Here is a 14923-nt window from a genome sequence, read left to right as displayed (position 1 = left end):
TTCCCGCTCGAATTCGAGTTTTTTTTTCCCGGTTAATGTTGGTCGTCCATAAGGTTTTCCGTTCCTAATATAAGAGCCATTTTCCAATGGGACATTATTTGTCTTTTTATCTTTCCCATCTTTTGAAGATTTTTCCTTGCTAGATTTCTCCTTTTTCCCATGACTATCTTTATTCTGCGAGGATTGTTTTCTCTGAGAAGCTTTTCTTGCCTTGCCCGCAGCTTTTTTCTTATTGTAGCGCTTCTGTTGTGCTTCTTGGTCTTGTGTTTTGTCGCATGAGAAGTCTTTTTGGGCTTAGACTTTTGATGTCCCATGCTTGGTCTTTGTAGTTTTGTGAGACTTCGTGGCTGCTTTCTTGGTCGTCTTCCTAGCCGGCTTACGTTTGGCCAATTCCTCAGCCGCACGCTTCATTGCCTGCTTAGTTGCCCGACCGGCACAAAGTTCAAGGCTGTCCAAAACGCACCCTTCAAACGAGAACGCTTCTTACCAGTAGCGCATCTTTCCCCGTAATAATGGTATAAATATCATTATACCCAATCATATCCGTCAAAAACGAAATGATACCTTTACTGATTCCCGTCCTACGACTAAGTGTGGCAATTACAGCGCTACCCTTGGACTTATGCTTTTAGAAGACTTCTTGTGTGACTTGCCCCCCACGCAAACGAAAAGTTGCAACCCCAACACGAACAAAAAACTAGCCGCTCTAGAATTCCCAATGAATTCCAGAAACGACTAGTAACATTTTAGCGTGTCACAACGAACCACTTAATTCTGTAAACTACCTACTTTTAACGTGATACAGATGAACAAGAATAGCTCCACTAGCTTCCGACCCGAAGTCGCTGATAACCCAGCGCAGCAAAGTAGAAGATACACTCGATTGCAGCGATGAAGAAACTGACTGGTAAATTCGTGACGTAACTCAAGTACAGCCCCAGCCAAACCCCAATCAACGCGAAACCAATCGCTAGAAAAATCATCTTGCTAACCGTATGGACAAAGTATCGCGCTGCCGCTGCTGGTAACGTGAGTAAGATAAAGATCAGTAATGACCCCACAATTTGGGCAGCCACGCTGACGCTCATCGCAACGAGTACCAAGAAGACCACTGAGATGCCGGTCGTCCATAAGCCGCTCACCCGGGCGCCAATCGCATCGAAGGAATCAAATTTGAGTGGCCGGTACAAGCCCAACATCACGAGTAGGACGATGGCCGATAAGATTGCGACCCGGATGACATCCGCACTGGCAATCCCAATCACACTCCCAAACAGGATGCTCGTCGCATAACTCGAAGTTTGATTAGATAACGACAGGAATAGAATCCCTAAGCCGATAAACAGAGCGGAAATTGCAGAAATCGAGGCTTCGCGTCGTGATTGTTTCACACTCATCTGCCCCACGATGACCGAACTAATCACGGTAAAAATCAGCATCCCACTCAACGCGGTCCAGCCCATAAAAATCCCGAAGGCTGCACCGGCAAACCCAATTTCAGACAGTGTGTGTGTCAGAAATGAGAGGTTCCGGGCAATCACGAAAACGCCAATCGTCCCACAAATAATTGCAATAAAGGTTCCTGCTAAGTAGGCATTTCGCATAAATACTAAGCTAAACATTGACATTAGTGGCCTCCTTTAATTGCTCTACCGACATATCAGCGATATTGCCAAATTGCTGGTGGCCGGGCTTTAAGGCCAGATAATGTTTGGCGTATTGCTTCGCTAATGGCAAGTCGTGCGTCACAAAGAAGACGGTAATGTTGCTAGTTTGGTTTAAGTTCTGAACGAGGTCCAACAATTCATACTTCATTTCATTGTCCAGACTAGCCGTCGATTCGTCTAAAATTAATAGCTGCGGTTGTTGCACAATTGCTTGTGCTAAGTAAGCCCGCTGCTTTTCACCACCAGAAGCCATCCCAAGCGGTCGCTGACGGAGTTTCTTCAAATTGGTCACGGCTAATGCTGTCGCTACCTGACGATGTTCAGCTCGAGACAGCCATGGCTGCCACCCTTTTAGGTTCAGCCCGACAAAGTCCTCAATCGTTAACGGATACTCCTGGTCTAAGTTGCGAAATTGGGGCACATAGCCAATTTTAATGGCTTTTTTATTCGGATAATACTTAATTTGACCGGCTGTTGGCTTCAGCATGCCAAGCAAGGCGCGAATTAAAGTGGTCTTCCCCACCCCATTCTCACCAATCACGGTCAAAAAGTCACCTTGTTCAATGTTAAAATTCAAATCTTTAAACACCTGGTTGTTTGGAAAGCCAATTCCAAGGTGTTGGACGGCAATTAACGGTTCCGTCATAACACTACCCCAACTTTCTAAATTAAAGTAAATCGTAATGATTACTATTTTAGTTTACCTGAATGCGGTGATTTGTCAATACCTGAGTTCAAAATGCCGCAATCATTACCAGCCATGGCAATCATCGGGGGCCTAATCAAATAACACCTTGACCACTAGTTGAATGCGCTTGTCACTAAGACGAGATTGCAAAAAAAGACCGTTTTTACCGTTAAGCCGGTAAAACACGGTCAATTCATGTTTATTATTACTTTAATTTAAGGGGGCTTAAGCCAACCCCGCCTGCTCATGTAAGAATTCATCCAACACTTCTTGATAGCGATCCGGGTGCGTTCGGATGGCTTCAACGTGACCAGCATCGGGGTCGATATACAGGCCCTTTTGTTGGGGTAGCTGGTCGTACAAGGTATGTGCATTGCGGACAGGCACCGTCTGATCCTTGGAACCATGAATCATCAAGATCGGTAACCCACCATCAATCACCCGTTGCAGAATCCGGCCATCCTTAAACCCATAGCCCGCGCGAACGTGTGCTAAGCGATTCGCCACCGGCATAATCGGATAGGCTGGCAAGTGGAACTTATGAGTCAGTCTGAACTTCGCTTCATCATAAAGATCCGCATAACCGCTATCCTCCACAATAGCTTTAACATTCTCCGGTAACGGCTCACCACTAGTCGCCATGACCGTGGCGGCCCCCATCGAAATTCCCATCAATACGATGTCAATATCCAGACCTAATTGACTAAGCGCCATCGTAATCCAACGTTCATAATCTAGTCGGTCTAGCCAACCATAACCAATCTTATGGCCTTGACTATCACCAAATGACCGGGCATCAGGCATTAAAACGTCATACCCCAAGCTCATAAAGATGCGCGCATACGGAATCATTTGTTCGCGCGAATGTCCTAGACCATGCGCCAAAATCGCCAAGCGGCCAATTGTTTTCGGATTAGGGATATATGTTGCCACTAAGTTCAGCCCATCAAAGGACTGGATCATCCACTGCTGTTTAGGCTGCTTGAAATACCAAAAATTCTCAATTTCAGTGTTTTCTGCCCGCGAACGTTCGCGGCCCTGCTGCTTCTGTGCGTCACTCACGTGCATCGCGACTTGATACGCCGCTAAGCCACCAAGTAACGTTCCCGCATAAGTTGCAGCACCAATGACGCCCGCCAATTTCAATCCAAATTTTGTCGACTGCTTCATCCGAACACCTCCGTTACTCCTTATTTAATCATAAACGCGCATAAATTGCTTACAAAAAGAGATTGCGTTGTCCGAATAACCGATGATGCGTTGAAGACAACGACCATCTTCGTGTGTCAACCTGCAAGCAAAGCCGCGGCTACTCGCATTCCGGTGCCAATTGCACTGCTACACCATCTCTGGCTGGACACAGGTCGTGATGACAAATGGCTCAGCGCTACCGTTTAAGCGCAGCAGTAAATTAGAGACTCGGCTCACCTAACCCCGTACCAATAAAAAAAGCCCACCATCACGGCGGACTACTACGGTCTAATGTTCATTTAAATTAACTGGCCGCACAAGGTATACTTCCCGACAAAAACCCTTCAAGGAATTATACACGCGTTGCGCCCGCGATTGTTTGCGACACACACCGAACACAGTTGGTCCGGTGCCGCTCATCTGGGCCGCATCCGCCCCAAACGTTAACAATTGCCGCTTGATCTGTAAAATCTCGGGGTAGCGTTTTGCCGTGATTGGCTCTAAAACGTTGCCCATATTCGCAAAAATCTCCGCGAAATCCTGCTGTTGAATACCAGCCAACAAGGCCTCAATATTGGGATGCTGGTCGATGCGCTCGTAATTGACCTGCCGCAAAATATTTGGCGTTGACACACTGACTTTCGGCTTCGCGAGAATAATCCACATCGGCGGCAACTTAGGCAGTGGGGTAACCACATCGCCTTTTCCCGTCACGTGGGCCGTCTGACTGTAGACACAGTATGGCACATCCGAATCTACTTGCAATCCCAAACGTGCTAACGTGGCTAAGTCCAAGTGGAGATTCCACATCCGGTTCAAGCCCCGTAAAACAGCGGCGGCATCAGATGAGCCGCCTCCTAGACCAGCCGCTACCGGAATGGCCTTTCTTATTTTGATACGGACACCCCGATCAACATGACAATACCGTTTTAAAACGCTCACCGCTTGAAAAGCTAAGTTACGGCGATCATTCGGCAAAAAGCCACTATCGGTGACCACTTCGATTCGGTTCGTATGCAATGATTCTAACATGACATAGTCGGCCAGATCGACCGACGTCATCACCATGTCCCACTCTTTATCCCCATTTGGATGTTCAAATAAGGTATCCAGTCCTAAATTGATTTTGGCCGGTGCTTTTTCAACGATCTGCACGCGTCTCACCCTCTTCCATGACCGCGATTACCCGGGGTCGCTGACTTACTTTGATACAATTATACTAATATCAAGGCAAAATAAAAAGACCTTGCTTGGGGGTCTTAATATTGAGAATTCACGAGACGCGAATTAAGCTTCAGTTGTTTCATCATCAAAAGCGATTTGAACGTTCTTTGTCAGAACATCAGTATAACTGTAGGAGACCCGTTCAAATGCGTTTTCTTGTTGATCTAAATCCACAACGAACACCGAACGATAAGTTTCTTTCAAGATACCGTGGCGTTCAGTTGTTTTCTTACGGCCAGCCTGGGCAACGACCTTCATGCGTTGGCCGATCCGTGAGTCAAGTTTATCTTTAATTGCAGCTAGTGAAATTGGCATTGAGAATCCTCCTCATGAAAGACACTATACTAGCTTTTCACAAAAAAGTCAATATTATATCACAAGGTTTTCTAATGTGCAACCATTTTATAAGCATAGATAACTTAAAGTAAGTCAGCCTGATGTAACGCATCCGTCAATGTAATAAATTCATCGACCGTCAACCGTTCGGCACGAATCTTGGGATCAATCGTCGCGATATCAAGAGCCTGTTGAATGGCCGTCTTCGTCTCAGGTTGTTTACCAAATAGGCTTTGCAAATTATTCCACAGATTTTTCCGACGGTGCGCAAAGCCCGCTTTAACGACCTTGAAAAAAGCTGCTTCGTCAAATGGCACATGTGTCCGCGGTGGCAATGCCGTCAATTTCACGATTGCAGAATCGACATTCGGTGACGGCACGAAAACCGTCCGGGGAACGACCATCGCCATCTCAGCAGCCATCCGGTACTGCACAGCAATCGTTAACGCACCGTACGCCTTCGTACCCGGTTCAGCTGCCAAACGGTCGGCAACTTCCTTTTGCATCATCACAACAATATTTTCAAAAGCAACGTCCCCCGCCAAAATGTTCATCAGAATAGGCGTTGTAATATAATACGGTAAATTGGCGACGAGCTTCAACGGCCGCTCGTTATCTAAATGTTCACTGATCATCGCGGCTAAGTCAGCCTTCAAAATATCTTGGTTAACGACCGTTACATTGTCATAATCAGCTAGTGTCTCATCCAAAATTGGCAGTAACCGATCATCGATTTCAAAGGCCAGGACGTGGTGCGCAGCCCGTGCCAAATACTCAGTCAGTGCCCCGATCCCAGGGCCAATTTCAATCACGTTATCATTGGTTCCAATGTCAGCAGTGGCAACAATGTTGTGTAACACGTTCTGATCAGTTAAAAAATTCTGTCCTAAACTCTTCTTAACTTGTAACCCGTACGTATGCATAATTGCCCGTGTGCGGGCGGGATTCGCAATATCTAAATCTCTACTCATCATTTCTCCTCTGTGGTTAGTTGGTCAACAGCCGCCCAAAAATCAGCTGGCTGAATTTGAAATAGTTGTAACCGTTTGGGCAGCTGTTTACCGTTGACGTATCCGATACCTAAACGTTCACCCAACTGTTCGCGTCGTTGACGCGCCGTGGGACCAGCTAGTAAGCCCGCCGCAATCAAATCATGGTGACTGATCAACTGTTGGGGCTCGTCGATTTGCTCCGTATATAGATGGGCGAGTGCAGTTTGGATCGCCGCTGGGCTCGCGTGTTCAACGCCCAGGCTCCCCCCAGCCTTAGTTGGTACACCAGCTTTGCGGGGCAAAAAGGCGTGCTTGACACCCGGAACAGCCGCCGAAATCGTCTTCCGAATACGTTCACCGGAAAAGTCTGGGTCGGTGAACACGATCACGCCGCGACTGGCCTGCAACGTTTTGATCTGGGCTAAGGTGGCTTCGGAAATCGCCGAGCCATTCGTTTCAAGTGTATCTGCATCGACAGCTAGGGCGAGACGCTTCGTGTCATCTTTCCCTTCAACCACAATTACTTCTTTAATCTTTTTCAATCTTAAAAAATTCCTCTGCATTTTGATAAGTTTGGGCCGCTATAATTTCCGGCGTCGTTTCACGTAACTTGGCAATTGCTTCAACAACGTACCGCGTGTAACCGGGTTCGTTCTGCTTTCCCCGGTATGGTTCCGGCGTTAGATAAGGGGCATCCGTTTCAACCAGCATTTGCGTTAGTGGCGTTTGCTTGACGGATTCATGGACTTCACGCGCATTCTTAAATGATGCGACACCACTATAGGAAATATGCATACCTAAGTCCAAGAACCGTTTGAGCCACTCAGGGTCACCATTAAAGCTATGCATGACGCCACCCGTGTCACGAATATCAGCTGCTTTCAAGATCTTATAGGTATCTTCGAAAGCATCACGATTGTGCACGGAAATTGGCAATTGCATCTCTTTAGCAATGGCGACTTGGCGGGCAAAGACTTGCCGCTGAACGTCTTGTGGCGACGTATCCCAATGGTAGTCCAGTCCAATCTCACCTAACGCGACGACTTTCGGATGTTGGACTTGTTCAATCAACAACTTTTCAGCCGCCTGATCATAGTTTTTGGCATCTTCCGGGTGCCAACCAACAATCGCGACTAACTGAGGATACGTTTCCGCCAGTTTAATCGCATCGGCGTTCAGTTGTGTATTCGAACCAACGATTGCCATCCGCGTAACATCAAGGTCGGCCGCTTGTTGTAAGTAACGTGGCACTTCCTGGATGAATTCTTCACTATTTAAATGGGTATGAGAATCAAAAATCCGCATGTAATAACCCCTTTTCGACTTTTGTTATCTTAGTTGATTTTACCATGGGACGCAAGTTTTCGGAAAAGAAGACGGGCCATCCAACCTATTTCTTGCAAACTAATAACGACATACTAGTCATTAGCCATAAAAAGAGGCTGCACTAGGCACCCTCTTAACTAACTATATTCTAACTAGAATGATTGACAAAAATTCACAGTACTTTTCTTCAATCTCAGCCCATGCCAATCATTGACGAGCACTGCCTTATCCACCAAATAGGACGATCCAGCTAACCATAACAGCTTCAAAAACCAGGATAATATTTAACGTTCGATACGCTGATAATCGGTCCAGTTTATATTGCAAAAACTTTCGAATACCAATCAAAACAATTAAAATATTGCTGACCATCTCCAACATCGCAGAAATTGGAAAGTTTTCAATAAAAACAACTGCCACCATAACCAATTGCTCTTCTGGTGAATAATCCTCAGTCGCAAACTTAAACCGACTCTTAGGCGTGGTTTTTCGCCATCTAATTATTCGCAACAATCCAAATGCCAATAGGGTAATTATTAATTCCGGCACAACTTGGAGCATAGCACTGTGGGAATGACGTCGCCGAATGTAGGCAACGCCACACAAGACTAGGTAGATTGCTAATAACCAATAATTGATTTTTAACAATTGCTGCTCTGATAAACTGCCATATTTTACTTGAATACGTTGTAATAATCGATTCCAGCGCTTCATCAAATCACCCTTACAAAAACTATTATCGATGCTGAATGGAGACTATCAATTTAAACTTTATAACCGCTGAGAGGACTTCAAACAATCTTTATTATGTATTGTGACTTTTTCGAAGAATAATTTAGTTTAAAGTCAATATCTGCGCTAACATTTCATATTTTGACATCTTCCAAATTTGAGTATATTCATTAAAACCAATAACCCATCTCAACGATATTCAAAATTACTGGTTTTAATTTTCTCAATTCAATAGCGACACTTTTCAGTAACAACACCTCAGTGTTATGGTTACTAACATTCACCTGCTTTAACACAAAGTACTCTTTTCAAAAATTCATACATTATTCTAATCTTTTTCATTCAATGCTTAATTCCATCAACTAACATAAAACAATAATAGTTAATAGAATGTTCAAAATCATCAGATAACGATACACGCAATGTTCAATTCACTACATTAACTATTCGTTCAGTTTAATGTAGCACATTAATTATTCTAAGCGAGAAAAATTCCCAGATATGGGAAATCATCAGCAAATCCAGTTATTTAGGAGTGTCCAGTTTGTCTAATTCAGCTTCAATCGGTGCAACTGTCAAGATGGTTCAGCATGCTAAAAGACTATCAGTCAATGATGTTACTAACAATGAACGCATTATCTCAAAGTCAACTTACTATCGCTTCATCAACGGTCACAGCAACATCTCGGCTGTTTGCTTTTTACAGCTACTAGAGCGGTTAGAACTTACCCTTCAGGAATTTGACTTCATCTTACATCACTATCAAATTCCCCCGGTTGAACAATTGCTGCAACAAATCCAAAACGCAGTCGCCAAAGAAGATATTGGCGAGCTTTGGAAATTAAAGAAGCAAATTGACAAGCTATTTAATGCAACGCATGCTCATCGTTATCAACAGTTACTAACGCTAACCCACCTGGCTTTGCACCACCTAGAAACACCACAACAGGCACTGGATTCAACGTTACGAGCAGCGCTTGACGGGCTTATTCAAGACCTATTGAATCTTCAACTGTGGTCCAAATATGATTTGATGTTATGTCGCCAAATCTTCACCACTCTTACGCCAGAGCAGCAAATCATCCTATTAACAAGCGCTAATAAAAGTTTCCACAAATATCAACGGTTGACTGACGAAGCTTTAACCTTCATGACATTTCTAGCCAACCAGCTGTTCGTTGCTGTTCACGATAAACAGCCCAAGCTAATTACTAAAATATATCCTATAATGACAACGATCAACTTTCCCTCTGACCAACTCGTCCCAGCATTACTACTAAAATTCTGTCAGGGCATTACGGACTACGTGACTAAGCCCAACCAGCCATTGACCGCCTGTAGTCAAGCACTTGATATTGTGCACTGTTTACACATCCAATACTGGGACACGATTTTTCAAAACGTCTTACTGGACCTAAAAACAATGCCAATATAAAAAGCCTGGGTTTCCCCAAGCTTTCAAGCAAAATTAATGACGTACACGCCGCCAATACAGTCCCGCATACACCACCGTCATCACGACGACCACGCCTAACATGTATACGGGCAATGTCACGATACTACCGTGGTGGAGCCAACTCATTAAGTAAGTTAGCACACTCACTAGTAGATAATAACCCAGGCTAAACCAGCCACTGGCACTCCCCATCACCGTTTCATAGCCAATCAAAGCACGATTCAACGCGTTTGGTAGGGTGATGTTCAGACCTAAGAAGGCTAGAAAAATCCCAATCAGCATCCCAATGACGTGATTGCCAACAGCGGTCATTACCAAGCCAACTGCCGCTACCAAACTCAATCCTAAGCCACTTAAAGCGACCTGCATTGGTGACCAATAGTTGACAAGCCAATTCACTAGCAATGCGCCCAGCAGACTGGCCGCGGCTAAGACTAAACCGAGACTACCGTATTGCACAGCACTAAAGCCGAAGTGCGTTTCAAAAATAAACGGCGCTTCAGCGTAATAACTAAACAAAATACCATTAATACCACTAATCAATAGACCGTAACACCAGACCACGGGATCGTGCAATAACCGTGAAACGACAACGCTTTGTTGCCGCCAAGAGGCCACTTTGACCGTTTCTGGTCGAGTCTCTGGCAAGCAACACCCCGCGTACAACAGTATTACGACTGCTATCATGATCAAGACCGAGAAGACATGCTGATAGCCGAACACAGTCTGGACGCCACCTCCGATGAGTGGCCCGAGAGCGGGTGATAGTGCCATGGCCGCACTCACCTTCGCAAAGATTTTTGCACCAGTAACACCCGTAAAGCTCTCACGCATGATAGTCTGTGTCACAACCGAACCAGCACTAGCACCGAAAGCTTGGATCAAGCGGCAAACCAATAACCAAGTAAAGCCCGGGCTCAGATATAACCCTAAGTTACCAATCAAATAAAAGGCTAATCCACCTAACATGGCATCACGGCGCCCGCGATAGTCAGCATATTGCCCCCAGAAGAGCACCCCAACTGCAAAAGCCACAAAATAACTGCTCATGGTTAGCTGGCTGTGGCTGGCGCTAACGTGCATTGCCTGACTGAGTGCTGGCAAGATCGGCGTAAAAATTGATTCACTGATTTGTGGAAAACCAACTAATGTGATTAATAGTAATAATGATGGCACTTGTTTTTGGACGTTTTTCATTTAATTAAGTCTCCTAAATTTAATTAATTTGCGGAAAAACGTCCTTTTCCATCTACGGAGACGCATACGAGAATCTGTTCATACTTCATATGTTCTCACCTCATTTCTTGTTCGTACTACTGTACGGGAGATTAACCCATTTGTCAAAACGCACTACTTTCGAATGAACCTGACTGCTTCCGCCTCGCAAAAAATCCGTACCCGACTTGTCTTAAGAAATCAGGATACGGATTAACTGTAACTAATCAGCAACTATCACATACGTCCTAATGATGAAATACTAATTAATCGGCACTAGTCGATGAGCAAGTAATTCCATTAGAAGCGAATTAATTCCGGCACACATCCCAATCAGTAGCGCCAGCCACCATGTACGAATGGTGAATACCGTTGTTAAAACCATTACCACTAACAGTACCACCAACTGAATAAGTTTCAGCCATTTTGGAATTTTCTGCACCTGATGATCAGCTTTTACAACGTTCAAGTGTTCAAGAAGTGTCCCAAGTAAAACGGAAGCGACACCTACCATCACGCCAAATACCAGCACTTGCCACCAATGGGCAACAAAGATGGCAAGTGCTGCGATGCCCGTTGCACAAATAATCATATAAAAAGTATGATAAGAAAGTTGGTAGATCGCTTCTCTTTTCATAAAGTACTGTCCTCCATCATTCAAAAATATAATTATGGATAACATCAAACATATGCAACCACTATCGATTAGAATTTCAACTAATATACCACCAGACCACGCTCCAAACAACCGCAGAAGCTGACTTAGCAATTACCTTTGGCACACTACATTTCCTAAGAAATTTATACGTGAGCGCTGAAGCCGAGCTAGCTACACTTCCTAATAGCGCATCATTCCAAAAGCTTTTAAACTTCTTAAATTTCACTTTTTCCCGTGATTTATTCACAAAAACACCCAATGAATAAATCAGGGGAAAAAGTGGAACACAGATTCGACGCTTGTAACCTATACTACGAATTACATCTCGATTCCTATCATCAAGCGCTCATAGTTCAAAATCTACACAAAGCAATTAATTCAATAATATCAAAAACCGTTCCCCAACTATCTACAAATTGGGGAACGGTCTTTATTTTCGGCTCACATTAATACTTCGTTAATAACTTACGAAATCAATGATCCGTTTACCATATTATCTGGTACCGTAATTAATTGCACCTGACCGTCGTGTTCTGCTGACAGTAACATGCCTTGGCTCATTTCACCACGAAGCTTCCGTGGCTTTAAGTTACCAACGATGATAACCTTCTTGCCAATCAGTTCTTCCGGTTCTGGATACCACTTAGCAATACCTGAAAGGATTTGGCGATGATCAGCATCTCCTGCATCTAAACGGAATTGTAGGAGTTTGTCAGCCCCTTTCAATTTCTGCACCGTAATGACTTCAGCAACTTTCAATTCGACCTTGTCAAAATCATCAATGGTAATCGCTGGTTTAGTGAGGTTCAAATTAGTCTCAGCTGGGTTCCAGCCTTGTTCGACTTCAGCTTCATGTTTCGCGTTTTCCATGGCTTTACGCCCCTTCTGTTTGTCGGATTTCGTCATCTTACCCTTCAAGAATTCAACTTCGGCATCCATATCGACCCGTGGGAAGATTGGGGTTCCCTTAGCAACGACTTGTGCGCCAGCCGGCAAATCAGCCAGTTGTAAGTCGGCAATTGCTAAAGTTGCTGGGTCCAACCCTAATTGGGTAAAGATTTCCTTAGGTGCATGCGTCATGACTGGACTGATCAAACTAGCAATCACCCGCAAACTAGCTGCTAAATGGGCCATCACACTGGCTAACTTATCAGCATCATTCGCATCGTCACTCTTAGCTAATTGCCAAGGTGCCGTTTCATCAATATACTTGTTCGTCCGACTGACCAACTTCCACACTTCAGCCAGCGCATCTGATAAATGCAGGCTGTCCATGCAAGCGTTGAAGTTCTTAATAGTCGTGGCAGCTGTGGCTTCTAAGTCAGCGTCAAATTCAGTCACACCGGCTTTGAATGCTGGTAATTGACCATCTTCATATTTATTGATCATCGCAATGGTCCGGTTCAGCAAGTTTCCCAAGTCATTAGCCAAGTCATAGTTAACCCGCGCCACAAAGTCCTCTGGTGTGAATAAACCATCGTTACCATAAGGCATGGCTTTAACTAAATAATAACGAAGCGCATCCAAGCCGTAACGTTCAACCAATGTTTCAGGATAAATCACGTTACCCTTAGACTTGGACATTTTGCCGTCCTTCATCAATAACCAACCATGACCAAAGACCTTCTTAGGTAATGGTAACCCGAGTGCATGCAAAATAATTGGCCAGTAAATCGTATGGAAGCGCACGATTTCTTTACCAACCATTTGAACATCGGCAGGCCAGAACTTGTTAAACAAGTCTTCGGAGTCGCCGGTTGCGTAACCCAGTGCCGTAATATAGTTTGTCAGGGCATCAATCCACACGTAAACGACGTGCTTAGGATCACTCTTGACAGGGACACCCCAAGTAAAGCTCGTCCGAGAAACGGCCAAGTCTTCCAGACCTGGTTTAATAAAATTATTGATCATTTCGGTCATCCGATTAGCTGGTTCAATAAAGTCAGGATGACTTTGATAATAATCTAACAACCAATCTGCGTACTTACTCATCTTAAAGAAGTAGGACTGTTCTTTAACAAGTTCGACTTCATGACCACTGGGCGCCTTACCACCAATAACCTTGCCGTTATCATCACGGAAAACTTCAGCCAGCTGCGTTTCAGTGAAGTATTCTTCGTCATCAACGGAGTACCAGCCTTCGTACTCACCTAAGTAGATGTCACCATTTTTAAGTAACCGATCGAAAATTTCTTGGACCGCGCGTTCATGATAATCATCGGTGGTCCGAATAAACTTGTCATTAGAGATTTCTAGCAATTGCCATAAATCCTTGATTTGTTTTGCCATCCCATCAACGTATGACTTCGGATCAGTGTTCAATTTTTCTGCTTTTTCTTCAATTTTGAGGCCGTGTTCATCCGTCCCGGTTAAGAAGTAAACATCGTAACCCATCGCACGTTTGTAACGTGCTAAAGTATCACACGCAATTGTCGTGTATGAATTACCGATGTGCAACTTCCCCGAAGGATAGTAGATCGGCGTCGTAATATAATAAGTTGGTTTTGTTTCTGCCATGACGTAAATTCCCTTCAAACTGGTTTATGATTAACTCGTTAAGCATGTCTTTGATTAAAATCCATGAACAAATCACACGCGTCCAAACAACACGTCTTGGTCTAAAATAACATGTTGCTGGGCCAATGTGTAGAATCTCTTATATTGTATCATATTTCCTGTGTTTATTAAGAAACACTAACAAAAGAGTTCTCCACACGCAAAGATCGTGGCAGACTAGTCAACTGTGCACCATGCTTCAAATGGCCCAACCAACCACCACAAAATAACCGATTAAAATCACGAGTTGATTTTAACCGGTCATTTATTGGTAATCTATTATTATTCAACAACCCACGAATATCGGGCCAGCGCTTCACGAACGACTTCCGCGATCCGGCTATCGTCCGGCCGACACCACTTATAATCATAAACTTCCGAGTCGACTTTGAGCGCGCCACTCCCCGCAACTAAAAAACAATTTAACTCGACTATTTTTCCCGGTTGATTATAGGCCGTACCACGGTGGGTGAAGGCCCACTTAAACCGATCTGGCGACACAACTAATGACAACTCTTCTTTTAATTCTCGCTGCAGAGTCTGTGTTAGCTTCTCTCCCACACCGACCTTGCCACCAGGAAAATAATAAGCTGTGTTTTTTGATTCCCGTGTTAATAAGACTTTTCCATCAGCGCAGAAAACCCCATTTGCGCAAATAATATCCGGTTGCATACCCAATCCGCCCCAATCTATATTGTTATGACCTAACATTCGATTCTCAACAACACTTCAACCTGCCATAACTATCTGCAACTCACATAGTGGCAGGCAACTACTTAATTGCTTGAACTGAAGTCAGTGTATCTTAATCACGCACTTTTCTCAATCACCCTAATTCACCTAAGAATCATGAATTAAGGTACTTATAACTGCCTAGTTTTA

Annotated in this window: 16 protein-coding genes; 2 read left to right on the top strand and 14 right to left on the bottom strand. The window is 44.3% G+C overall.

Annotated elements, in window-relative coordinates; all coding sequences use genetic code 11:
* Positions 1–294 precede the first annotated feature (294 nt).
* The 4 genes from MMY95_RS04585 to MMY95_RS04570 form a co-directional block, all read right to left on the bottom strand.
* Positions 295–456 (bottom strand): hypothetical protein, encoded by a 162-nt coding sequence (locus MMY95_RS04585; RefSeq protein ID WP_003642026.1) that lies wholly within the window; start codon positions 454–456, stop codon positions 295–297.
* 368 nt (positions 457–824) lie between these two features.
* On the bottom strand, positions 825–1622 hold the full coding sequence (locus MMY95_RS04580; RefSeq protein WP_003646500.1) for a metal ABC transporter permease: 798 nt from the start codon (positions 1620–1622) through the stop codon (positions 825–827).
* Positions 1615–2313 carry an ABC transporter ATP-binding protein gene (locus tag MMY95_RS04575; RefSeq protein ID WP_003642023.1) on the bottom strand — a complete coding sequence of 233 codons (699 nt, stop codon included), beginning with the start codon at positions 2311–2313 and terminating at the stop codon, positions 1615–1617. Before MMY95_RS04575 ends, MMY95_RS04580 begins: the two co-directional genes overlap by 8 nt.
* Positions 2314–2580: 267 nt before the next feature.
* On the bottom strand, positions 2581–3525 hold the full coding sequence (locus MMY95_RS04570) for an alpha/beta hydrolase (protein WP_241277522.1): 945 nt from the start codon (positions 3523–3525) through the stop codon (positions 2581–2583).
* A 45-nt stretch (positions 3526–3570) separates the two neighbouring features.
* On the opposite strand from MMY95_RS04570, the gene MMY95_RS04565 reads away from it, so the two are divergent.
* Entirely contained in the window at positions 3571–3753 is a 183-nt protein-coding gene (locus MMY95_RS04565; protein ID WP_128383836.1) for a hypothetical protein, read from the top strand.
* A gap of 81 nt (positions 3754–3834) precedes the next feature.
* On the opposite strand, the gene ispE is transcribed toward MMY95_RS04565, so the two are convergent.
* The 6 genes from ispE to MMY95_RS04535 all read right to left on the bottom strand — a co-directional run bounded on the left by ispE (position 3835) and on the right by MMY95_RS04535 (position 8138).
* Positions 3835–4701 carry a 4-(cytidine 5'-diphospho)-2-C-methyl-D-erythritol kinase gene (gene ispE, locus MMY95_RS04560; protein WP_003643828.1) on the bottom strand — a complete coding sequence of 289 codons (867 nt, stop codon included), beginning with the start codon at positions 4699–4701 and terminating at the stop codon, positions 3835–3837.
* Between the two features lie 132 nt (positions 4702–4833).
* On the bottom strand, positions 4834–5085 hold the full coding sequence (locus MMY95_RS04555; protein ID WP_003642020.1) for a Veg family protein: 252 nt from the start codon (positions 5083–5085) through the stop codon (positions 4834–4836).
* Between the two features lie 104 nt (positions 5086–5189).
* Entirely contained in the window at positions 5190–6080 is an 891-nt protein-coding gene (gene rsmA / locus MMY95_RS04550) for a 16S rRNA (adenine(1518)-N(6)/adenine(1519)-N(6))-dimethyltransferase RsmA (RefSeq protein WP_003642019.1), read from the bottom strand.
* A complete protein-coding gene (gene rnmV / locus MMY95_RS04545) occupies positions 6077–6640 on the bottom strand; it encodes a ribonuclease M5 (RefSeq protein WP_011101014.1) in 564 nt (187 codons plus the stop codon). The genes rsmA and rnmV overlap by 4 nt, the downstream gene beginning before the upstream one ends.
* Positions 6627–7403: a TatD family hydrolase gene (locus MMY95_RS04540; RefSeq protein ID WP_003643825.1), complete on the bottom strand. Its 777-nt coding sequence runs from the start codon at positions 7401–7403 to the stop codon at positions 6627–6629. Before MMY95_RS04540 ends, rnmV begins: the two co-directional genes overlap by 14 nt.
* A 246-nt stretch (positions 7404–7649) precedes the next feature.
* Entirely contained in the window at positions 7650–8138 is a 489-nt protein-coding gene (locus MMY95_RS04535; RefSeq protein WP_046038237.1) for a hypothetical protein, read from the bottom strand.
* Between the two features lie 562 nt (positions 8139–8700).
* Here MMY95_RS04535 and MMY95_RS04530 point away from each other — a divergent pair.
* Complete coding sequence (locus tag MMY95_RS04530) at positions 8701–9591, top strand: XRE family transcriptional regulator (protein WP_043992601.1); 891 nt, start codon at positions 8701–8703, stop codon at positions 9589–9591.
* A gap of 33 nt (positions 9592–9624) precedes the next feature.
* Here the strand turns inward: MMY95_RS04530 and MMY95_RS04525 are convergent, their stop codons facing one another.
* From MMY95_RS04525 to MMY95_RS04510, 4 genes are all read right to left on the bottom strand, one after another.
* Entirely contained in the window at positions 9625–10809 is a 1185-nt protein-coding gene (locus MMY95_RS04525) for a multidrug effflux MFS transporter (RefSeq protein ID WP_016511603.1), read from the bottom strand.
* 280 nt (positions 10810–11089) lie between these two features.
* Positions 11090–11464, bottom strand: coding sequence for a hypothetical protein (locus MMY95_RS04520; RefSeq protein ID WP_104795527.1), 375 nt, complete (start codon positions 11462–11464; stop codon positions 11090–11092).
* 486 nt (positions 11465–11950) lie between these two features.
* Positions 11951–14002 (bottom strand): methionine--tRNA ligase, encoded by a 2052-nt coding sequence (gene metG, locus MMY95_RS04515; protein ID WP_003643823.1) that lies wholly within the window; start codon positions 14000–14002, stop codon positions 11951–11953.
* A gap of 321 nt (positions 14003–14323) precedes the next feature.
* The gene (locus MMY95_RS04510; RefSeq protein ID WP_015825136.1) at positions 14324–14713 is read right to left on the bottom strand and encodes an NUDIX domain-containing protein; all 390 of its coding nucleotides are present in this window, start codon (positions 14711–14713) and stop codon (positions 14324–14326) included.
* Between the last annotated feature and the right edge of the window lie 210 nt (positions 14714–14923).

The sequence above is a fragment of the Lactiplantibacillus sp. ME-2 genome, from assembly GCF_022549155.1.
Lineage (GTDB): Bacteria > Bacillota > Bacilli > Lactobacillales > Lactobacillaceae > Lactiplantibacillus > Lactiplantibacillus plantarum.
The sequence above is the reverse complement of the archived record's forward strand: the minus strand, read 5'-3'. Positions and strand labels throughout refer to the sequence as shown.